The organism is Maribacter sp. TH_r10, from assembly GCF_033101095.1.
GTDB lineage: Bacteria > Bacteroidota > Bacteroidia > Flavobacteriales > Flavobacteriaceae > Maribacter_A > Maribacter_A luteus.
Genome location: NZ_JAWMPY010000001.1, coordinates 499,705 through 521,813 on the forward strand (window position 1 = coordinate 499,705; position 22,109 = coordinate 521,813).

The window sequence follows — 22,109 nt, forward strand, 5'->3', positions numbered from 1 at the left end:
GCCCCCGGTTTTCTAATTATTGGCTTGCCACAAATTGTTTTGTGGATCAACGTCGGCCATTAGTTGTGAAGGATCTATCATTATGGCCGTTATATCCTCCATAGGCTTGTCTACAGCAAAATCAAATGTAGGATATGCCCAGGGCCAATCCGGCAAAGTGGTTCGTTGAATATCCCCGTAAGGGTTTTCCTTTTCCCCACGCATCATACGAAGGGGTGCGTAAAAAGTTTCACGGGTACCATCTGAATATACTACCAGAATATCCAAAGGCATTGGCATAAGCCCTATTCTTTCCAAAGTTATTTTTGTTTTGGAACCTTCATTTATTACATCTTTTACACCGTAATCGATGGTATTTGTAGTCTGTGTCCAATCAGTCAGGTACCAATCCAGTTCCATTTCGGATACTTTCTCTGCCGTTCTTTTGAAATCGTTGGGAGTAGGATGTTCGAATTTAAAATCGTCATAATATTTATGCAGGGTCTCCATTAATTTATCCTGCCCAATGATATAACCCAATTGTGCAAGGAAAACAGCACCTTTACTATAGGCCGACACTCCATAAGCAAAATTATTGTCATAACGATCGGCATGGGTGGTCTGGGGCTGCTCTTTACCTGATAGCGCTAACCTTCGGTACCCATTGTAGGTATTTTCAAAAGGATTCTCTTTGTTTTGCTCCATGATCTTGTTCATACAGAGCGTAGAGATAAAGGTGGTAAAACCTTCATCCATCCACTCATGTTTGGATTCATTGGTGGCCAAAACATGTTGAAACCAAGAGTGGGCCATTTCGTGGGTCATTACCCCCACCAAACTACCGAATTTACGGCCGCCTGTGATAAGGGTACTCATGGCATACTCCATTCCCCCATCACCCCCGTGGATCACTGAATATTGCTCATAAGGGTATTTACCGATATTGTCACTGTAGAATTTCATGGCTTCAGCGGTTTTAGGCTGAAGTTTTTTCCAGTTATCACGGATTTCAGGATCGTTTTTATATAGAAAATGGAGTAGGGGGCCGTTTTCTACCTGTAAGGTGTCATGAACATATTTTGGGTCTGCAGCCCACATAAAGTCATGAACCATTGGAGCCTTAAAGTGCCAGGTAAGGGTCTTACCCTTTACTTTTTTCACTTTGGTTCCAGGAGCCTCATAACCATGCCCTATTTCTTGCGCATTTTGGAGGTAGCCGGTGCCACCGACAACATAATCCTTGTCTATGGTCAGTTCTACGTCGAAATCTCCCCAAACCCCATGAAATTCCCTGGCAATATAAGGATCGGCATGCCATCCTTCAAAATCATACTCGGCCAGCTTAGGGTACCATTGGCTCATGGATAAAGCAACTCCCTCTTCGTTATTTCGCCCAGAACGGCGGATCTGTAAAGGAACCTGTCCGTTAAAGGCCATTTCAAAAGTGGTTTTTCCACCTGAGGGAATAGGTTTGGCCAATTCAACGACCAAAACAGTACCTTCTTCATTAAACGCAACATTTTGTCCGTCCTGTAATAGGGAGGAAACATGTAAAAATCCAATTTCATCGGGTTTTAAAGCAGCTATCCTACTTTTTCCTTCCTCCATCATTCTACCATCGGGATCTTCGATATTCTGTAAACGAATATCCATTTCACTACCTGGCTGAAAAGCATTGAAATATAAATGATAGTATACACGGGACAATTCTTCGGGAGAATTGTTCGTATAAACCAATTTCTGTGTGCCCTTATATTGATAGTTTTTAACATCCATATCGACCTTCATGGTGTAATCGACATGTTGTTGCCAATATGGTGTGTTGTTTTGCGCTTGCCCCAATGCCCCAAAGGCCATAAGAACTATAAGAAGTACTGTTTTTTTTAACTGCATATTCAAATCAAGTGTTTAGTTTTATTTACCACGGGCTATTTGTTGGGCCATGATCAATGCGTTGTAGGCATTTACCATTTTACCTGATTTGCTGATTTTATCCATAGTATTGGTTTTGGAAGAATCCCCCCCTAAAACCACAGTTGTCTCAGTGCTAAGGCCAGACTCCAAAATGATTTTCTTTATTTGGGAAGCACTTAGACTAGGGTATTGCGACCAAACCAAAGCGGCAACGCCTGCCACTGCAGGTGAGGCCATGGATGTACCAGGCATAAATTCATATTCATTATGAGGTATAGTGGAATAAATATCAGTTCCCGGAGCAAAGATATCAACGTTCACTTTTCCATAATTCGAATAAGAGGCTACCATCTCAGAACCATATTTAGGATCTAATGCCCCAACAGTAATTACGTTATCAGCAATTTCCGGACCATTGTTTATTTGGTCATTTGGGAAATTGGGATTGTTCGGGTCATCTAGGTCCTTTCCATCGTTACCGGCGGCATGAACGATCAATACATCTTTTGAAGCGGCATATTTAATGGCATCATAAACCCACTCTGCATTTGGGGAATAAGACTTACCGAAGCTACAATTAATGATTTTTGCGCCGTTATCAACTGCGTAGCGTATACCCAAGGCTATATCCTTGTCATATTCATCACCATTGGGCACGGCACGAATACTCATGATTTCAACATTATTGGCCACCCCATTGGCACCGATACCGTTGTTCCTTTCTGCAGCGATAATACCAGCAACGTGGGTACCGTGACTTTCGTCCTCGACCCTGTTCTGGGGGTTCCCGTTCCCGTACTTGGTATCCATGATATCATAGGGATCGTCACCAACGACTTTTCTTCCGTCAAATTCAGCATTTAAATTATAGTTCAACTGATCGGAGAAATGTTTTATTCCACCTTCCAATTGCTCTAATATTTCAGGAATAGTATCGGCATAAGTCAACATTTGCGTTAAAACGGCCACATTTCTTTGCATTGCTTCATCCTCTGTCTCTATTGCGGCCAAATCTTTTTTGGTATATTCTGATTTCCCTAGATGCTCTTTTACTGCGGAATCCGCACCTTTTACGGTTTGGTATATCTGCTCGTACTGTTGTTTGTTCGCTAGGGCTTCCGGATATTTTTTATCCAATTCGGCTTTGGCCTTTGCCTGTAATTCCGCGTCCCCGATTTTTAAACGAACGATTCTGGCAAATTCCAATTGCTCATCATAAGATTCACCTAAGAGATTATACCCATGAATATCATCTACAAAGCCATTATTGTCATCATCTATGTTATTACCGGGTTTTTCTTTCTTATTGGTCCATAAAACATCATCCAAATCTTCATGTTCAAGATCCATTCCCGAATCTAGGACAGCTACGATAATTTTAGTCCCCTTTTTCTTCCCTATGATTTCACGATATGCTTTATCAACACTCATACCCGGAATGGTATCGGTCAATAAATCTGCATGGCTCCATGATTTTTTTTCACTTTCGGTCAATTCCGAAACTTTCAGTGGCAAGGAATCGATATTCTCCACTGGGGTAGAAATCAAGGTGGTTGCACCGCAACCCATTAAGATAATAGCTGTAAAAAACCCGATCAAAGGTTTGGAAATATTATGTTTCATTGTATAAAAATTGAATTAATGTCTATGTTTAAAGATTAGTATTTACTGTAGATATTTTTCAAAAGTTCCAAAATTAGGTCTTAACCGAACAATTCATCAAAAGTGTGCACTTTATCTAAACGTACACCTCTTTCCGTTTTTTTAAGGGAACAGATTTCATGGTGGGCATCATGCTCCAAGAACAAATGATATTCAGATGAAATGGCATTATCCATGAACACTTTTTTTTCTTCCATGGTCAATAGTGGTCGGGTATCATATCCCATAACGTAAGGAATGGGAATATGCCCGGTCGTTGGCACTAAATCGGCGGCAAAGACAAGGTTTTTGCCTTTATATCGTAAAATAGGAAGCATTTGCTTGTCGGTATGGCCGTCTACGAACAATATGTCAAAACCTAATTCAGAATTTTCAATAAAAGTGCTTTCCCCCCTGTTTATGAATTTCAATTGCCCACTCTCTTGCATGGGGAGTAAGTTTTCTTTTAAGAAAGAGGCCTTCTCCCTAACGTTGGGTTCAATCGCCCATTGCCAATGATCCTTATTGGTCCAAAAGTGTGCATTTTTGAAGGCCGGTTCGTAACCTGTTCGATCTTTGTTCCATTGGATACTTCCTCCACAATGGTCAAAATGAAGGTGTGTCATAAAGACATCGGTAATGTCATTACGATGAAAACCGTGTTTTGCCAATGATTTATCCAAGGAGTGATCTCCCCATTGATGGTAATAGCCGAAAAATTTATCGGATTGCTTATTGCCCATGCCCGTATCTATGAGCACCAATCTTTCACCATCCTCGACCAATAAACTGCGAGCGGCAATGTCTATCATATTATTACTATCTGCAGGATTGGTATTGTTCCAGATGGATTTTGGAACAACGCCGAACATAGCTCCACCATCTAATTTAAAGTTACCAGTCTCTATAGGATATAATATCATGTGAGGGAAATCATAAAAAAACTGCAAATTAATAAAAGCGGAGGGTTTATTTATCCTAGCCCCTATTTAATTAATAGTTTTTAACAAATCACACATGTATTTCCTGAATTTGAACCAATTTATAGAATTGTTTTCCGAAATATAATAGGGCCTTAACCTCTTGAACACTCATTAATCTTTCCTTTTTTAGTATAAGGAGAGATGAGCCATTAGATTCAATATGGTAATAAGGATGGCTTTCCAAAAAGAGGATCAATTCGTCTGAAAAGACAGATGTTATCCCCTCAGCGTTCGATCCGCTAAGGAAAAAACGTTTGTTGAAATCAGGATGGTTGGCTATTTCAATATCCTTGAATCCGGCCAGGCCATATTTAAAATCAAGCAAGCCTTCCTTATCCAATGTAAATACAGGAATATCGAAATCCAAGTTAATGTGCATTGCCGTTGTTTTCACTACTTCCCTTGCGATGAACTCACCTTCGGTGAACTCTACATCGAACAACATATATCTTTTGTTTTCTTTGGAAAGGGTATTATAGATATAAGGTATTTGCCGTGTTCTGAAAAACACGAAGTCGCATAAAAAACCGGTATCCGTATTTCGCTGGGCGGCATAGGTCAAATTAAAATCATCGGCAGTCGCCTTTAATAGGGTTTGCCTTTTCGTGAAATAACGCTCAATGGGTTTAAACTTCTCAAATGGGAGTATTTTTCTAATGGCAAATGGATGGTGCGAATCGGTTTCATGACGGTCTAAACCGATTATTTCGATATTGCCCCCTTTTTTGGCGAATGTTTCGGAATAATTATCCAGCCCCTCCATAACCGTATGGTCAACAAAATTACAGAGTGAGAAGTCCAATATCACGTCCTCGTTTTCAGGAACCATATCCAATTTCCCTTTGAGCTTGTAAAAGTTGATAAAGGTGCAAAAGTATTTCACGCTCACATAAAAGTTGCCCACGTCCTTTTCCTTGTACAGGAGTACGTTCGGTTTAAGAAAATTAGATAGAAAGAACCCGACATCCTTATTGATTACGGCATGAATGATAAATGTGACAAGAATTCCCGCACTTATTCCGGTAATCAAATTCGTTATTAACGTGGTCATCAGGGTAACGAAGAAAATAATTATCTGCTCCCTACCGATTTTGGCAATTTTCGTAATGGTTTTCGGGGTGGCGAGCTTATAGCCGGTATAAACCAATATTGCGGCCAAGGCCGCAAGGGGAATCTTTCGCAATTGCTCTTGGAACAATAAAATGAATACGACCAAAAACAAAGCATGGAAAAAATTCGAAGACCTATTGGTGGCCCCATTGTTCACGTTTACCGAGCTTCTCGCAATTACCGTAACAACATTCAATCCACCTAGAAATCCGCTTATTGTCGTTGCCAAACCAAGTGCCTTTAAGTCCTTGTTCACATTAGAACGCCTACTTTGGGGGTCTAGTTTGTCTACCGCTTTTATACTTAGCAACGATTCTATACTCGCTATCAATGTAATGGCGATTACGGCTTGTATAAAATTGCCTTGGCTTACTTTTGAAAAATCAGGAAATGCCAGGTTAGAAACTACATTGTCCGGAATGTTGATCAAAAAGGATTCATCTAAGGGGTATGGAATGTTCAAGGCACCCAATAGATAGCTCAACCCCACTGTTAATATGAGGATCCACATCGGGGCCGGTACCAATTGGAAATATTCGTTCCTAATCTTAGAATAAAATATCATGATCAACAGACTAACTAAGCCAATTATCGCTGCTACGGTAGTAGGAAGGTCAAAATTTTGGAAAAGATTGAAGATCCCGGTTGGAATTTGAGCCAATAACCCCAATATACTGCCAGATTCACTATTGTGACCGATCATGATATGAAACTGCTTCGCCAAAATGCCGAGTCCGATTGCCGCTAACATGCCCTCTATCGCGGAAGCAGGGAAAAAATCTGACATCCTTCCCATTTTTATGAAACCAAGTAGAATCATCAAAATACCTGAAACCACAATCGCAGCCAAGGTGTACAGGTAGCCTTGGTACATATCACCTTCCCCTAAGGTAGTTATTGCCCCCAAGAGCACAATGACCAGACCATTGCCAGGTCCTGTTATGGTTACGTTAGCCCCTCCTAGTATAGAGGCCACCACACCCCCAATAATTGCTGCTATGACCCCGGAAATGGGAGGTGCTTCACTGGCCAATGCCAGTCCTAATCCCAAGGGTAGGGCTATAAGGGAAACCACGAAACCAGAAAAAATATTCTTTGGAAGAGCAGCTATGAAATTCTTTTTATTATCGTTTTTTTTTGGCAATGCTTATCTTCTTATAATTAGTAAGTCGGTTGGTAAATCGGACAAAATATGTTCTAGGTCATGGGGGAATATACGATCCAATAGGCCAATTTTGGTTGGCGCGTTCATTACCAAAAGATCGGCTCGGGCCACTTCGGCATAATGACCTATTGAATAGCCTTCCCTGCCGAATATACTTTGGGTTTTTATGTTCACTTTATTGGCCAAGTCACTTGGCAAGTCGGCAATTATTTTTCGTACCCGCGATTCTTCCCGGTGTTTAAGGCGTTCTTTCATCAAATTCACCTTTTTTAAAGAACGGTCATCTTGGACCGTGACATGTAACTCTTTTTGTTTTATCTCTTCTACAATAGTTAATTTCTGTGCGCCAAGGGTAAAAGCTACATAGAGGGCATAGGTAATGGCAACGGGAGTATCCGGAGCATCAAGTCCATTTACAACAATATGTTTGCATGGTACCCGAACGGCAGATGGTTTTATCAACAATAGCACCGAACAATTTACCTTTCTTGTTAGTTTTCGGGCTATGGACCCAACATAATATTGGAACATATTCTCATGCTGTAATGCGCCTAGAATCAATAAATCTATATGTTGTTTGTTACAGGTATCCAAAATCACATTATAGGGTTTCCCTTCTTGCCATGTAATTTCTATGGGCAAATCGTTATACTTTGTCTCTGCGATTATCCCGTTTATTATGTCTTGTTTACCATCGGTTTTTTCTCCAACATGTAACAAGATCAATTTAGCATTGAAAAAAGTGGCGATACGGGTTGTTTCCAATACGTTCACCTTTAGGGAAGGGGAAAAGGCAAATCCGAATAAAATGGTCTTGAAAGGATGTATTTGGGTTGGCATATATATGCTTTGATGGGCCAAGATAAGATAATATTAATAAAGCAAAATCCAGATAGTATAATTGTACATTAGGTAAGAAAAGGGTATTTTTCATTAAAATTAGATTCATGATTGAATTAGCAGGTATCGTAATACTGGGAATCATCGCACAATGGGTGGCTTGGCGGCTAAAATTACCGGCCATTTTGCCCCTAATTTTAATAGGATTGTTGGTTGGACCCGTATCTACACTTTTTACCTTGGATGGCAGTAAATTGATTGAACCCATATGGAACGGTAAAAAAGGGCTGTTTCCAGGGGAAGGGCTTTATTATTTCGTTTCTTTGGCCATTAGTATTATTTTGTTTGAAGGGGGATTGACCCTTAAGCGTTCCGAGGTAAGTAACGTGGGACCAGTTATTACCAAATTGATTACCGTAGGTTCCGTGGTTACTTTTTTTGGTGCAGGTTTGGCGGCCCATTATATTTTTGGGATTACATGGCAAATGTCCTTTCTATTCTCTTCTTTGATCATAGTTACGGGGCCAACCGTAATAACGCCGATTTTAAGGAACATACCCTTAAAGAAAGATGTTTCCGCTGTTTTAAAATGGGAGGGTATACTTATTGATCCCATTGGTGCCTTGGTCGCCGTATTGGTGTTTGAGTTTATCAGTGTAGGTGAAGGCGAAGCCTATACCATGACCGCCCTTGTTGAGTTTGGTAAGATTTTACTCTTTGGTTTCACCTTCGGATTTACTTTTGCACACGGATTGGCCTTTGCCATTAAGAAAAGCCTGATTCCCCATTATTTGCTCAACGTGGTATCCTTATCGGTAGTGTTATTGGTTTTTGTTGAGTCGGATATTTTTGCTCATGAATCCGGATTACTGGCCGTTGTGGTCATGGGTATGGTTTTGGGTAATATGAACTTACCGAACATTAAAGAACTCTTATATTTTAAAGAATCTTTGAGCGTACTTTTGATTTCGATCCTTTTTATATTGCTGTCTGCGAATATCAATATGTCCGACTTGGAGTTGATCTATAATTGGAATACCGTAATCCTGTTCCTAATCGTCGTGTTTTTGATTCGACCCTTAGGGGTTTTCTTGAGTGCATCGGGTTCTAATTTAAAATTCAATGAAAAACTGTTCATTGGTTGGGTAGGGCCACGGGGTATAGTTGCCGCGGGTATCGCTTCGCTTTTTGGATCTAAACTGATGTTACGTGGTGAGGTCGATGCAGAATATATTACACCATTGGTATTCATGATCGTATTGGGTACGGTCTTGCTCAATGCAACTACGGCACGTTTATTCTCAAGGGCAGTAGGTGTGTTTCTAACAAAATCAGAAGGTATCGTTATCATTGGTGCCTCTAAGGTTTCCCGTTTAATTGGGCATTATTTAAAAAAGAACGGAAGGCATGTAGTACTTATAGACAATAACGAAACGAACATCAATAAGGCCAAAAAAATAGGTCTTGAAGCTTTTACCGCGAATATCTACTCAGACTCCCTTACCGATAATATTGAATTGAACGATGTCGGGTTTCTTATGGCATTGACCGGGAATTCGGACATCAATAAATTTGCCATAAAAAAATTCGAAAAACAGTTTGGTGAAAATGGTTCATTTCGTCTGGTAGATTCCGATGAAATGAGCGATCCGGATAAAAACCCAAAAGAAGGCCTATTTTCCCATACCGATGATTTCATCAAGTTAATGGAAGCTGCAAGAAGGTACCCGGCCATTCATGAGATTCCCATTAATGGTCAGGAACACTATCTAAACCTGATTGAGATTACCAAGGCAGATAAGGATATTATCCCCATTTTTTTAAAGACTTCTGATGGGGATCTTAAGATTATTTCTTCGCACAGTGATCAACTCAAAGATGTTAAAAAGGGTAGTCGATTGGTGTATTTAGGCAAAATGTTCGACATAGATGATGCCGCACTTAAGGCCCAAGTGGATCAAAAGTAGTTTAATGTTAGACAGAAAGGTTACAGGGTAAATTTCTTATAGCTTGAATAGAACCGCTATACGTTATCCAGAATTGGATTACCCGTTAAAGGGTTCCGTTTTCCAAATGGTAACTTTAATATCCTCAAGCTCTATATTATAATTCTTACCGGCTATCATATTGAAAAAATGAATCGAAGATTCTCTCTTTATCTTATCGGCCAGCATTGAGTTATCAATGTCCCCGCTCTCCTGCCTCCACATGAATACTGAATTTTCCTCTACTTGGATAAGGCGATGTTTAGCGGTGAACTGTGCAATATAAAGTGTCATTAATGGAGGAAATTTAGCACAAATATAAAGTAGATTTATGGATTTACCACACGTATATATTACTTGTAGGCGTATTTATTTTCATTTTAAAGTAGGTGCAAAGACCGTTATATTGATGTATAAGGTATTCATCTGGGTTTTAATGTACAAGGGTCTAATGTGTAAAGGAAATTTGCAATTCACCTATTCTTTGATTTAAACTATCTACACAACAATTTTGGGCTTAGACCGTGTCATGAAAGAATATTCTTGCATCTTTTTACGTTAGCTTTTCAATTTTAATAACTAAACCAAAATTCTTAGTATGAAAAAACTATTTCTATTCCTTGCTGTAGCGGGAACTTTATCTATGACCAGTTGTTCAAAAGATGACGATGATTCATCAAACGCAATCGTTGGTACTTGGGTAATGGAGTCCAGTTTTACCATTAATGACTATACAAGCACGAGTCGTGATGTATGGGTTTTTAACAGTGATGAAACTGGGACCTATACAGAATCTGAAGATTCGCAACAAATTTTTGAAAGTACTTTTACTTGGGCCAAAGATGGTGATTCTTACAATGTTGTCTATGATGATGTGGAAATGTCGGCAGATTCATTTACGATAGGAAATCTCTTGGGGACAGATACCTTAGAGGATGAAGAAGGATATACCGTTGCAATTCGTGAGTAACCTATGACCTTACAAACGTTCAAATAAAAAAAGTCCACTGAATATTTTCAGTGGACTTTTTTTTAATCGTTCAATTTAAGAACGGCCATAAAAGCTTGCTGAGGTATTTCTACGTTACCTACTTGGCGCATTCTTTTCTTACCTTTTTTCTGTTTTTCCAATAGCTTCCGTTTACGGGAAATATCACCCCCATAACATTTGGCGGTAACATCTTTTCGGAGCGCCTTTATGGTTTCCCTGGATATGATCTTGGATCCAATAGCTGCCTGGATAGGAATGTCGAATTGCTGTCTTGGGATGAGTTCCCGTAATTTTTCACACATTTTCTTACCAATATTGGTGGCATTATCAGCGTGGATAAGGGCGGACAATGCATCAACAGGTTGTGCGTTCAAAAGAATATCCACACGTACCAATTTCGATGTACGCATACCAATAGGGGCGTAGTCAAAAGAGGCATAACCTTTGGAAACTGTTTTTAACCGATCATAGAAATCGAAAACGATTTCCGCCAAGGGCATATCAAAATTGAGTTCTACACGTTCAGTGGTCAAATAGGTCTGGTTCGTAATTACCCCTCTTTTTTCAATACATAAGGACATTACGTTACCAACAAAATCTGCTTTGGTGATTATGGTAGCTTTTATATAGGGTTCCTCAACGCGATCAATGGTCGATGGATCGGGAAGATCCGACGGGTTGTTCACGATCAAGGGAACTTCAGGATCTTTTCTGGTAAAGGCATGGTAACTAACGTTTGGTACGGTGGTGATCACGGTCATATCGAATTCCCGTTCTAACCGTTCCTGGATAATCTCCATATGGAGCATTCCCAAGAAACCACAACGGAACCCAAAACCTAGTGCCGCACTACTTTCTGGGGCAAATACCAAAGAAGCATCATTCAATTGCAATTTTTCCATTGAGGACCTTAGCTCTTCAAAATCCTCCGTATCCACTGGGTAAATTCCAGCAAAAACCATGGGTTTCACATCTTCAAAACCTTCAATTGGGTTTTTTGTAGGGTTGGCAGCATCGGTGATCGTATCACCAACTTTTACTTCCCTAGCATCCTTTATTCCCGTAATCAGATAACCTACATCACCGGTCTTGATCACTTGTTTGGGGTGCTGTGTCAACTTTAAAGTACCTACTTCATCAGCATAGTAATCTTTATCGGTTGCTACGAATTTTATTTTTTGTCCTTTTTTTATTTCGCCATTAATGACCCTAAAATAGGTCTCTACACCTCTGAACGGATTGTATACCGAGTCGAATACCAACGCTTGTAAAGGCTCATCGGCAACACCTGTTGGTGCGGGAACACGCTCAATAATGGCCGCAAGAATCTCTTCTATGCCGATACCGGTCTTGGCACTTGCCGGAATAACCTCATCGGCATCACAACCCAATAGATCTACAATATCATCGGTTACTTCCTCGGGGTTGGCACTTGGTAAATCAACCTTATTGAGTACAGGGATGATTTCAAGATCATTTTCCAAGGCAAGGTATAGGTTACTTATGGTTTGTGCCTGAATGCTTTGAGCTGCATCGACGACCAATAGCGCCCCTTCACAAGCGGCAATGGAACGGGATACCTCATATGAGAAATCTACGTGTCCGGGAGTATCGATCAGGTTAAGAATATATTCCTCACCTTTATATATGTAATCCATTTGAATGGCATGGCTTTTTATGGTGATACCACGCTCACGTTCAAGATCCATACTATCGAGAAGTTGTTCCTTTTTTTCACGTTCTGTTACAGAACCTGTAAAATCAAGCAAACGATCGGCCAAGGTACTTTTACCGTGGTCAATATGGGCGATAATGCAAAAGTTTCTAATTTTCTTCAACTACTCTTCAGATTAAATGTCAATTATCAAGGGCCTTAAACCTTATTAAGAAGACCTATTTCTATTAAAAATGCAAATATAATGTAAAATAAACCGTGGTTGATTTGAGGTTTTCATATATAGCTCTACTTTTTATGATAATTTCGTTGAAACGTACATAATTTTGTAGGATAATTCAGTTAATAATTGTTAAATTCACGGGCCAATCAATCTTTACGTGAACTATCGAGAACTTTTCCTGGTCTTCCTATGTGCAATAAGTACTTCTTTTATGGTACAAGCCCAGGAATTTTCAATTTCCGGTCATGTAAAAAGTAATGAAGGGGAACCGGTTTGGTTGGCTAATGTGTTATTGTTAAGTCCTAAGGATACCGTTTTGATCAATGGGTCCTCTTCCGATGAAAAAGGGGGGTTCAAAATCACCCACATACCGCCAGGAAAGTATTTTCTCAAGGCCAGTTATCTCGAAAACGAATCGGATTACATGATCGTTGATATTGATTCTACTAAGGATGTCGGTACAATAACAATCAGTAATTACGCCCAAATGTTAGATGAAGTTGTTGTGACCACCCAAAAACCTCGGATCGAGCGTAAGGTAGATCGTTTGGTATTCAATATCGGTAACACGGCCTTATCCGATAGTGATGTTTGGGAGGCGCTAAAGCGGGCGCCAGGCGTTGTGGTCATCAATAACCAGCTTTCGGTTAATGGGAATAAGGATATCGGAATCATGATCAACGGTCGAAAGGTGAACCTACCAAAATCAGATGTGATCAATCTACTATCGGGAACATCTGCCAGTAATGTAGAATCAATTGAGGTAATCACCAATCCGCCTTCAAAATATAGTGCGGAGGATGGTATGTTGATTAACATTAAAATGAAAAAAAATCTCATTGCAGGGTACAATGGGGCCATATTCAACAGATATACCCAAGGGGTTTTTCCGAAGCATACGATAGGTACCGACCACTACTTTAAAGGTAATAAAACAGGGCTATCCTTAAATTATAGTTTTAACAAGGAAAAATGGTACACTCAGTATACGGATATTACCAATTATATCGAGGATGGCGAGATCACTTCTACCTGGAATGCCCATGAAGATTATATTCAACACAGAAACCGCCATAATTTCAATGCGTTTTTCGATTATGATTTTGATGATAGAAATTCGTTGACACTTTCTACCTTGAACCAATGGAGTCCTAAAGTGGATAGGGTGTACGATACCGAAACCAAAATAACTTATGCCGATGGCAGCGATCCATCAAGCTTTATTACCACTAATGATTCTGGGGAAGATCAGATAAATGCATCTTTTTATCTTGACTTTGTACATAAGCTTAAAAAAAAGGGGGCAGAACTTTCGTTGAATACCCATTACACCTATTACGATTATGAAAGAGGGCAAGATTTGAGCACCTATTTTTATGATAATAATCAAAACCTCACCGACCAAGACGATTTTTTCACAAATGCAACCCAGGACATAAATCTATTCAGTGCCCAGATTGATTTTATCACGCCCGTAGGTACGTTTTCAAATTTTGAGTCGGGATTACGTTTTGCAGGCATACATTCGGGAAATGAGATTGATCAATCGGGATTTGATCGCGATCAACCGGGTATCAACGCTACCGAATCGGCTTCGTTTGACTATGATGAAAGTATATTTGCTGGCTATGCAAGTATCGATAACAAATGGGATAAATGGAAATTCAAGGCGGGACTAAGGGGTGAGTATACCAAAACCAGGGCGAATTTGGATGTTCTCAATTCGTTCAACAATGACAATTATTTTAAACTTTTCCCATCGGTTTCATTTCAGTATACCCCTAATAATACACATGATTTCCACTATCATTATTACCGTAGAATTACCCGGCCTCGTTATAATAGCCTAAATCCTTTCCAGGTTTTTCAAAGTTATAATTCGGTAATAGAGGGCAACCCTGATCTTTTACCTTCATCACGGCACTATATGGCGGGCGGATATACCTACAAAAGGGCCTATACGTTCGAGTTATTCTATAAAAACAGGGTCAACAACTACCAACTGTTGGTATTCCAGGATAATGACAATCAGGTTTTACGTTTTATCAGTTCCAATGTAGACCGGGATATCGCTTATGGATTCAATGTGACGGTAAACAAGAATTTTACCAATAACTGGAGTTTCTATTTTATGGCTTCTACTTCATATATGGAAAGCAATTTCACCGATTTGAGTTCGGGACAAAAGGTAAATGAGGGTTTATGGAATACTTATATTCGTTCCAATAGCGGATTTTCTTTTCTATCCGATAAAAGTTTAAAGGCCGATATCAGCATTCTTTATTCCTCTCCGGTAATCCTCGGAAACTCAAGGCAGGAAGATTATTTTAATATGGGGATTGCCCTTCGAAAGACCATATGGGACAAACAGGCGAGTATATCCTTGGGTCTCGATGACGTATTCAATGAAGCCAACCTTTTCAATACCAGAAAATATTTGGATCAAAATAATACTTCGTATTATAGGCCAGAGAGTAGGTTGTTGGTATTGGGATTCAGATATCGTTTTGGGAACACCAAGATCCGCAGTAACAAAAAATCGAAAAGAGTGGATGAACGTAACCGTATTTGATCTTACCACTCTGCAATGAACAGTTCGGCACCCTACGACTTCCAATGCCCTAAATACCGTTTTATTTAATTTTTTGGCTTCGGAGCCCTTTTCCCTTAGTTTTGCAATCCAAAATAATGTGATGCCAAAAATCGGAGACATTCAATTACCGGAATTTCCACTATTGCTTGCCCCTATGGAGGATGTGAGCGATCCACCCTTTCGTGCCTTGTGCAAAGAACAAGGGGCCGATGTAGTTTACACGGAATTCATTTCTTCGGAAGGACTTATTCGTGATGCCGCAAAAAGCGTGATGAAACTCGATATTTACGAAAAGGAGCGCCCCGTTGGTATCCAGATTTTCGGTGCGAATCTCGATTCTATGTTACAATCTGTTGAGATTGTAGAAAAGTCAAAACCCGATATCATCGATATCAATTTTGGTTGTCCGGTAAAAAAGGTGGTCAGTAAAGGTGCCGGCGCCGGAATTTTAAAGGATATCGATTTAATGGTGTCCCTTACCAAGGCCATGGTAGAGCATACCAAACTCCCCATAACGGTAAAGACCCGATTGGGATGGGACCAAGATTCCATAAAGATCGTTGAGGTTGCCGAACGGCTTCAGGATGTAGGATGTAAGGCCATCTCCATTCATGGGCGAACCCGAGTGCAGATGTACAAGGGCGTTGCCGATTGGCGACCGATTGCCGAGGTAAAGAACAACCAACGCATGCATATTCCCGTTTTTGGGAATGGGGATGTTGATACGCCCGAAGCCGCTATGAAAATGCGCGATGATTTTGGGTTGGATGGTGCTATGATAGGGAGGGCCAGTATCGGCTACCCTTGGTTTTTTAAAGAAGTAAAACATTATTTTGCCACGGGTACCCATTTGGCTCCACCTACCATGCAAGAACGGGTAGAGGCGGCCAGAAGGCATTTACAGATGTCCATAGATTGGAAGGGTGAAAAACTAGGTGTTTTTGAGACCCGTCGCCATTATACCAATTACTTTAAGGGTATTCCCAATTTTAAGGAGTACCGAATGAAAATGGTGACCAGTGATGATGCTGAAGATGTTTTCAAGGCTTTTGATGAGGTCCTTGAAAAGTTCGGGGACCATGATTTTAAGGTCAGCTAGATCGAGATCAGTTTTTTGGTAATTCTACTACTTGCGATTTTAGATGCGATAATACCCAGAACAATGATCGTTGCTAAAACGATTACGATATTGATCCATTGGTATTCCACCGGGTAGGCGAGTGTAGGGGTGATCTTTAGCCAACCGAAGGCTAATTGCGACCAGATCAATAGCGATGCCAACAATACACCTATGATCCCTCCTGCTCCTGTAACGATAACCCCTTGTACAAAATATACCCGTCGTAGGTCTTTGATGGTAGAGCCCAAGCTGTATAGGGTCTTAGAATTCTGTTGTTTGTCCAATATCATCATGATAATGGCCCCCACCACATTAAAAAGGGCAATGATCAATACCAAGGTAAAAATAAGATAGGTGGCCAGGTTTTCGGTATTGAGCATACGGTAGAGTGAGCTGTTCTGTTCCTCACGATCCTTAAGTGTGATCTTGTTTTCGAAAACGGTAGCGATCTGATTCCTTAATTCCGGGGTATCGGCATCGGGGAAAAGTTTAAAGTTGATGCCGGATACTTGGGTAGTATCTTTTTCCAACAAGGCCTGTACCAATGCCAAATCGGTGAATACGTATTTATTGTCCAGAGTCTCTTCCACCGAATAGACCCCACTTATAATCAAAGGCAGTTCATTATACGGTTTGGATTGGGAAATGGAACCCTTTCCGGGTTTAGGTGCGATAACCACCAAAGGATTTCTTGTTTGGTTGATGGTCAATCCTAATTTATTCGTTAACCCTATGCCGGCTACACCTTGTTGTTCGGAAAAAAACCAATTCCCGAAAATAAGTGCACTATCGATTGCGGTTGTGGTGGTATAGCCTTGGTCAACCCCTTTTATATAAGCAAAATGGTTTTTGCCCTTATGTGTGAACGATACCTGTTCTTCCAATTCCTTGGCATAGGAGGCAATACCCTCAATTTGGGTCAATGCTTTTTCTTGTTCCGGGGTAACGCTGAAGAATTTCCCTGTGGTCGGACTTGCCTTAAGGTCGGGGTCGAAGATATTGGTATAGGAAAGGCTAAAGGTTTTTAGACCGGCAAATCCCGAAAGTACGATGAACAAGGATGCCGACCCAATGACAATCACTAAAAAAGTGACAAAATTAATTATGTTTACAGCGTTTTGGCTGCTTTTAGAACGTAGATATCGTTGCGCTATGTAGAACGGAAAATTCAAAATGTATGCCTACGATTTTTTTCTTCGATCTAGGAGATCCCTGTTCTCAATAGGGTTTTCTTCCCCTTTTAATGATTTTTCTATTTTTTCGATATAGTCCAATGAGTCATCCAAGAAGAACAAAAGTTCGGGCACCCTTCTAAGTTGGTGTTTGGTACGTTGTGCCAATTCGTGTTTTATAAGGGGTTGATTGGATTTTATCCCTTCCATCAACTCTTTGGCATCTTTATTCGGGAAAATACTCAGGTATACCTTGGCAATGGAAAGATCCGTGGTTACATTGACCTTGGATACAGAAATTAAAATACCGGTTAGGCCACCGTCGATGGCCGCTCGTTGTAAGATTTCAACGATATCCTTTTGAATTACCCCCGCGATCTTTTTTTGTCGTTGTGTTTCCATGGGGCAAAAATACGCAGAATTACGGGTAAAATTGTTTTCCTTGCATTTTTCAATGAAAATGGGGGCACAATATTTTGTGTAGTTGCGGTTATTAACTAAATTTGCCCTCATTTTTAGTACGATTCGGAGTTATTAACCAGATAGCTCCTGAAATACAAGAAAATAGGTCCTATAGCTCAGCTGGTTAGAGCACCTGACTCATAATCAGGGGGTCCATGGTTCGAGCCCATGTGGGACCACATTAAGAAAAAACCCATACCGAAAGGTGTGGGTTTTTTATTTCCTGAAAGAAATCCGGTTTTGGTTAGGTTTTCCAAACGGAAATCTAAAACGGACTTTGCGCAATACCCATAAGGGTTTTGTATTTGAATTAGGTTAGAAGAAACGCCAAAACCCTTAAGAACGTACAAAGATGAAATGAACCGAACAGGCTTCCATATCCCCGTCATTATCAAAGTCGTATTCCCCGGTATCTGCACCCCCATTTAAGGATAGGGTTGTCCCATCAAAGGTATGGCCGTAAGTATCCCAATCATCAGGGGAATCATCCCAGACAATTGCAAAATAGAATGTTTGCTGCCACTCTTCCCAGAACATTTCTCCATCTACAGTATAAGCATTACGATTTACCGGATCCAGTGTCAAGGTAAAGCGGCCATTGGATTGTACGGACATGCTGGCCGTTCCCCCGTCCTCGACCACGTCTATTGAGACAGTGTTTACACTAAATTGCGCTTTGGTGGCCTCCCAGGTTCCAGTGAGTTCGCTGATCTGGAACGTACCGTCTTTGGTGAGTAGGTGCACGTCTTCGTCATCATCCGAATTACAGGAGAAAGCAAGGGAAACCAACGATATCAAAAAGATATATGTGAACAGTTTCATGGCGATAAATTTTGGAAGAAGGGAGTTTATCCCCTTCTTATTGCATCAATGCAATATATTGTGGTCTTCTGCTGTCGGCAATGACAATGGTCATTATGCTGATATTCAGTGGTTTTTTAAGAAACCTTTCGTTTTCCAATAGACTTCCTACCATATTGATCATAGTTGTTTATCTGCTTAGGTTCTTCATTGGCTAACTTCTGTTTTCAAGAAATCGGTACGGAAGAAAAATCATTTTTCAAAAGCACAATATATAAACGTCATATTTACGTTTAAAATTAGATAGTTCAATAGGAAATAGAGTTAATATACCGTATATATTTGTTTTAAAGGAGTATTTATGTGCATCAAGCAGGTTTTATTTAAAACGTTTAAGTAACATTTAATCGTTAAATAATTTTCTTTGATACGATATATTTTTTATTTTAGCTAGACTCAATTTCAAGGATTTGAACAAGAAAATTCAAAATATATCGGTAGACTGTGTAGTGTTTGGTTATGACACTAAAGCAAAGTCCCTGAATGTTCTATTGATTAGAAGGTATTTGGAATCACCTGACAAGTCAGAGGTTTTGGTAGACGACCATGTGATAACAGGATATCATATGTATGAGGATGAAACTTTGGACGAAACCGCTACCAGGGCCTTGAAGGAGCTGACGGGATTAACAAATCTTTACAAACAACAGTTTAAGGCTTTTGGAGACCCAGATAGGCTAAAGGGTGAAAAAGACCTGATATGGATAAACAATGAAAAGTTTAATCATAGGACCATAACTATTGCGTATTACTTCTTATTGAAAATCGAAGAAGTGGATATAAAGAATAATCCATACCAGGCTAAATGGTTTTCAGTTAAGGATTTACCAAGTCTAGGGTTTGATCATGAACAAATCATAAAAGAGGCGTTGGAAGACTTAAAAACAAAATGCCTTTCCGAGCCCATAGTATTTGAATTATTACCTGATAGGTTTACCATCAACGAAGTACAAGATGCATACCAATCCATTCTGAATATTGAATTGGACAATCGTAATTTCCGAAGGAAACTGATAAGTAAAAAATACATCATTGCGCTTGACGAGAAGCAAACAGGTGTCTCAAAGAAACCTTCACAACTATATATGTTCAGTAAGGATATTTATATGAAGTTGTATCGCAAAAACTTTTTAATCAATACTTAGTAAGGATATTTCTTGTGTTTTTAGGCAGAACAAATTATAAGAGCGGATTAAAGTATGGGGGTGTAGTTCACCCCACCAGAAAAGTAGTTTTATGGAAAAACTAGGCACTCATTTTAATAAGAAAGATAATTATATCGCACAACGAATCAGATTACGAAAACAATACAAATAGATAAGCTATGTTAAAACCGTTCGTTCCACCAATTGAATACGAAGATGCAAAAGAGCAGGCAATTGATATTCTTACCCAGATGACCCTTGATGAGAAGATATCAATGATAGCCGGTCATAATATGTTTTTTACCAAAGGTTTGGAAAGGTTCAAGGTGCCCTCCATGTACATGTCAGATGCATCACAGGGGGTAAACATTAGGAGGGAACTTGACGACCAGCTTGAAAAGTCCGTAGCTTTTCCATGTTCCATTGCCCTTGCCAGTACTTGGAATACAGAGCTCGCAGGCACCTATGCCAAATCAATTGGTGAAGAATGCCGAGCTGGTGAAATCGCTGTATTGCTGGGGCCGGGCATAAACATATATCGTGTGTCCCAAAACGGGAGAAACTTTGAATACCTTGGAGAAGACCCCTACCTAACTTCTAGAATAACGGAAAACTATGTTTTGGGTATGCAGGGTACGGGTACGATAGCCACACTAAAACACTTCGTTGCTAATAATACAGATTATAAAAGAAGAACATCAAATTCGGTAGTGGATGAAAGAACAATGCATGAAATATACCTACCCGGTTTCGAAGCTGGTATTAATGCCGGTGCCATGGCCGTTATGACTTCCTATAACTTGGTCAATGGAGAGTATGCAGGGCAGAATAAAGATCTGATCACAGGAATATTGCGTGAGAAGTTAGGGTTTAAATGGTTGGTTATGAGCGATTGGTGGTCTGTCTGGGATGCCCAAAAAGTGATAGCGTCCGGACTGGACTTGGATATGCCTGGAGAACCAAGACAAGAGTACCCTGATTATACTAAAAAGCCAGAACATTTTGTACGCTACTCGGCTAAATCCCTTATCCAAGAAGGAAAGGTAAAGGAAGCTGATATTGATAAAATGGTCACCAATGTACTTACGACAAAGATTGCCATGGGATTATTGGAACGGCCAATAAAAGACACCTCTTTCCTAAAGAACTTTGATGAGCATGAAGCAGTGGCGTTGCAGACGGGACGGGAAAGTATCGTACTGCTAGAAAATAAGAATGTGCTCCCTATTATTCCATCAGATGAAATATATATCATAGTAACTGGTGAGTATGCAGATAAAATTCCTTTTGGGGGTGGTGCGGCAGAAGTGGTAGGGTATGATCAAATAACCATGATCAATGGCCTAAAAGAGATGTATGGGGATAAAGTATCCCATATAGAAAACCCAACAGATGAAGAGATTAAATCGGCAACCCACATAATTTACAGCACTGGAACATTTGATTCCGAAGGGTGGGACAGACCTTTCGATCTACCGGACACGATCAATCAAGAAATTCTGCATATTACATCATTGAATAAGAACACCATTGTATCCGTTAGTTCTGGTGGTGGAGTAAACATGAATGCTTGGAATAAGGATGTTGGCGCACTTTTGTACAATTGGTATCCGGGACAGCTTGGTTTCAGGGCTTTTGCAGAGATTATTTCGGGAAAAACCAATCCATCGGCCAAATTGCCGATTACCATTGAGAAAAAATTCGAAGATTCCCCAGGTTATGGCTATCTACCGTCAGGATCCGAATTATACACAGGTTGGGATCAAGACCATAGGATAATAGATCCAATACAAGATGTGGTGTATGATGAAGGTGTATTTGTAGGGTATCGATGGTATGAAAGCAAGCATATAGAGCCGCTATATGCTTTTGGGTATGGACTTTCCTATACAACCTATGCCTATGGTAATTTGGTGTTGGACCAAAAGGTGATCCCTGCTGGATCTCCCCTTCATCTATCGGTCGATGTAGAGAACACTGGCAAAATGGACGGGCAAGAAATAGTTCAAGTATATGTCCGTGATATGGAATCCTCCGTACCGCGTCCTGTGAAGGAGCTAAAAGGATTTCAAAAAGTGTATCTGAAAGCCGGTAAGAAGAAAACAATCGATTTCACCTTGGTTGAAAGGGATTTTTCGTTTTGGGATGTAGCGACTAAGAAATGGAAATTAGAACCGGGAGTTTTTGAAATATGTATAGGTTCTGCCTCCAATACAATTTTAGCCAAGGCACAACTGGAAATAAAGTAAA

At 40.1% G+C, this 22,109-nt stretch carries 17 protein-coding genes and 1 tRNA gene; 7 read left to right on the forward strand and 11 right to left on the reverse strand.

Annotated elements, in window-relative coordinates; translation table 11 throughout:
- Positions 1 to 12: 12 nt before the first annotated feature.
- The 5 genes from R3X28_RS02065 to R3X28_RS02085 form a co-directional block, all read right to left on the reverse strand.
- Complete coding sequence (locus R3X28_RS02065; protein ID WP_317662026.1) at positions 13 to 1,872, reverse strand: M1 family metallopeptidase; 1,860 nt, start codon at positions 1,870 to 1,872, stop codon at positions 13 to 15.
- Positions 1,873 to 1,893: 21 nt separating this feature from the next.
- Positions 1,894 to 3,516, reverse strand: a complete 1,623-nt coding sequence (locus tag R3X28_RS02070; protein WP_317662027.1) for a S8 family peptidase — start codon at positions 3,514 to 3,516, stop codon at positions 1,894 to 1,896.
- 80 nt (positions 3,517 to 3,596) lie between these two features.
- Entirely contained in the window at positions 3,597 to 4,457 is an 861-nt protein-coding gene (locus R3X28_RS02075; RefSeq protein WP_154366140.1) for an MBL fold metallo-hydrolase, read from the reverse strand.
- 88 nt (positions 4,458 to 4,545) lie between these two features.
- Positions 4,546 to 6,771: a SulP family inorganic anion transporter gene (locus tag R3X28_RS02080; RefSeq protein WP_317662028.1), complete on the reverse strand. Its 2,226-nt coding sequence runs from the start codon at positions 6,769 to 6,771 to the stop codon at positions 4,546 to 4,548.
- Positions 6,772 to 6,774: 3 nt separating this feature from the next.
- Positions 6,775 to 7,632, reverse strand: coding sequence for a universal stress protein (locus R3X28_RS02085; RefSeq protein ID WP_154366144.1), 858 nt, complete (start codon positions 7,630 to 7,632; stop codon positions 6,775 to 6,777).
- 107 nt (positions 7,633 to 7,739) lie between these two features.
- Between R3X28_RS02085 and R3X28_RS02090 the strand changes: the two genes are divergently transcribed.
- The gene (locus tag R3X28_RS02090; protein ID WP_317662029.1) at positions 7,740 to 9,599 is read left to right on the forward strand and encodes a sodium:proton antiporter; all 1,860 of its coding nucleotides are present in this window, start codon (positions 7,740 to 7,742) and stop codon (positions 9,597 to 9,599) included.
- Positions 9,600 to 9,677: 78 nt separating this feature from the next.
- On the opposite strand, the gene R3X28_RS02095 is transcribed toward R3X28_RS02090, so the two are convergent.
- Positions 9,678 to 9,911, reverse strand: coding sequence for a GTP-binding protein LepA (locus tag R3X28_RS02095; protein ID WP_317662030.1), 234 nt, complete (start codon positions 9,909 to 9,911; stop codon positions 9,678 to 9,680).
- 304 nt (positions 9,912 to 10,215) lie between these two features.
- Between R3X28_RS02095 and R3X28_RS02100 the strand changes: the two genes are divergently transcribed.
- A complete protein-coding gene (locus R3X28_RS02100) occupies positions 10,216 to 10,587 on the forward strand; it encodes a lipocalin family protein (protein ID WP_317662032.1) in 372 nt (123 codons plus the stop codon).
- Positions 10,588 to 10,649: 62 nt separating this feature from the next.
- Here the strand turns inward: R3X28_RS02100 and lepA are convergent, their stop codons facing one another.
- Positions 10,650 to 12,446, reverse strand: a complete 1,797-nt coding sequence (gene lepA, locus R3X28_RS02105; protein WP_154366152.1) for a translation elongation factor 4 — start codon at positions 12,444 to 12,446, stop codon at positions 10,650 to 10,652.
- Between the two features lie 217 nt (positions 12,447 to 12,663).
- Between lepA and R3X28_RS02110 the strand changes: the two genes are divergently transcribed.
- Both R3X28_RS02110 and dusB read left to right on the forward strand, forming a co-directional pair.
- Positions 12,664 to 15,078, forward strand: coding sequence for a TonB-dependent receptor domain-containing protein (locus tag R3X28_RS02110; protein WP_317662042.1), 2,415 nt, complete (start codon positions 12,664 to 12,666; stop codon positions 15,076 to 15,078).
- Between the two features lie 121 nt (positions 15,079 to 15,199).
- Complete coding sequence (gene dusB / locus R3X28_RS02115; protein ID WP_317662044.1) at positions 15,200 to 16,198, forward strand: tRNA dihydrouridine synthase DusB; 999 nt, start codon at positions 15,200 to 15,202, stop codon at positions 16,196 to 16,198.
- Here the strand turns inward: dusB and R3X28_RS02120 are convergent.
- Entirely contained in the window at positions 16,195 to 17,391 is a 1,197-nt protein-coding gene (locus tag R3X28_RS02120) for an ABC transporter permease (protein WP_317662046.1), read from the reverse strand. The genes dusB and R3X28_RS02120 overlap by 4 nt on opposite strands.
- 9 nt (positions 17,392 to 17,400) lie before the next feature.
- Positions 17,401 to 17,793 (reverse strand): 30S ribosome-binding factor RbfA, encoded by a 393-nt coding sequence (gene rbfA / locus R3X28_RS02125; protein WP_154366204.1) that lies wholly within the window; start codon positions 17,791 to 17,793, stop codon positions 17,401 to 17,403.
- A 165-nt stretch (positions 17,794 to 17,958) separates the two neighbouring features.
- Between rbfA and R3X28_RS02130 the strand changes: the two genes are divergently transcribed.
- Positions 17,959 to 18,032, forward strand: a tRNA-Ile gene (locus R3X28_RS02130).
- A 157-nt stretch (positions 18,033 to 18,189) separates the two neighbouring features.
- Here the strand turns inward: R3X28_RS02130 and R3X28_RS02135 are convergent.
- Together R3X28_RS02135 and R3X28_RS02140 are read right to left on the reverse strand one after the other, a co-directional pair.
- Positions 18,190 to 18,675, reverse strand: a complete 486-nt coding sequence (locus R3X28_RS02135; protein ID WP_317662048.1) for a hypothetical protein — start codon at positions 18,673 to 18,675, stop codon at positions 18,190 to 18,192.
- Positions 18,676 to 18,712: 37 nt separating this feature from the next.
- Complete coding sequence (locus tag R3X28_RS02140) at positions 18,713 to 18,838, reverse strand: hypothetical protein (RefSeq protein WP_317662050.1); 126 nt, start codon at positions 18,836 to 18,838, stop codon at positions 18,713 to 18,715.
- Between the two features lie 286 nt (positions 18,839 to 19,124).
- Between R3X28_RS02140 and R3X28_RS02145 the strand changes: the two genes are divergently transcribed.
- Entirely contained in the window at positions 19,125 to 19,859 is a 735-nt protein-coding gene (locus R3X28_RS02145; protein WP_317662052.1) for an NUDIX hydrolase, read from the forward strand.
- 179 nt (positions 19,860 to 20,038) lie between these two features.
- Entirely contained in the window at positions 20,039 to 22,108 is a 2,070-nt protein-coding gene (locus R3X28_RS02150; protein WP_317662054.1) for a beta-glucosidase family protein, read from the forward strand.
- Position 22,109: the final 1 nt, after the last annotated feature.

Excerpts from the sequence above, each read along its gene's own strand:
- R3X28_RS02065 (WP_317662026.1), bottom strand. The coding sequence starts at position 1,872 with ATGCAGTTAAAAAAAACAGTACTTCTTATAGTTCTTATGGCCTTTGGG.
- R3X28_RS02070 (WP_317662027.1), bottom strand. The coding sequence starts at position 3,516 with ATGAAACATAATATTTCCAAACCTTTGATCGGGTTTTTTACAGCTATT.
- R3X28_RS02075 (WP_154366140.1), bottom strand. The coding sequence starts at position 4,457 with ATGATATTATATCCTATAGAGACTGGTAACTTTAAATTAGATGGTGGA.
- R3X28_RS02085 (WP_154366144.1), bottom strand. The coding sequence starts at position 7,632 with ATGCCAACCCAAATACATCCTTTCAAGACCATTTTATTCGGATTTGCC.
- R3X28_RS02090 (WP_317662029.1), top strand. The coding sequence starts at position 7,740 with ATGATTGAATTAGCAGGTATCGTAATACTGGGAATCATCGCACAATGG.
- R3X28_RS02095 (WP_317662030.1), bottom strand. The coding sequence starts at position 9,911 with ATGACACTTTATATTGCACAGTTCACCGCTAAACATCGCCTTATCCAA.
- R3X28_RS02100 (WP_317662032.1), top strand. The coding sequence starts at position 10,216 with ATGAAAAAACTATTTCTATTCCTTGCTGTAGCGGGAACTTTATCTATG.
- dusB (WP_317662044.1), top strand. The coding sequence starts at position 15,200 with ATGCCAAAAATCGGAGACATTCAATTACCGGAATTTCCACTATTGCTT.
- rbfA (WP_154366204.1), bottom strand. The coding sequence starts at position 17,793 with ATGGAAACACAACGACAAAAAAAGATCGCGGGGGTAATTCAAAAGGAT.
- R3X28_RS02135 (WP_317662048.1), bottom strand. The coding sequence starts at position 18,675 with ATGAAACTGTTCACATATATCTTTTTGATATCGTTGGTTTCCCTTGCT.
- R3X28_RS02140 (WP_317662050.1), bottom strand. The coding sequence starts at position 18,838 with ATGATCAATATGGTAGGAAGTCTATTGGAAAACGAAAGGTTTCTTAAA.
- R3X28_RS02150 (WP_317662054.1), top strand. The coding sequence starts at position 20,039 with ATGTTAAAACCGTTCGTTCCACCAATTGAATACGAAGATGCAAAAGAG.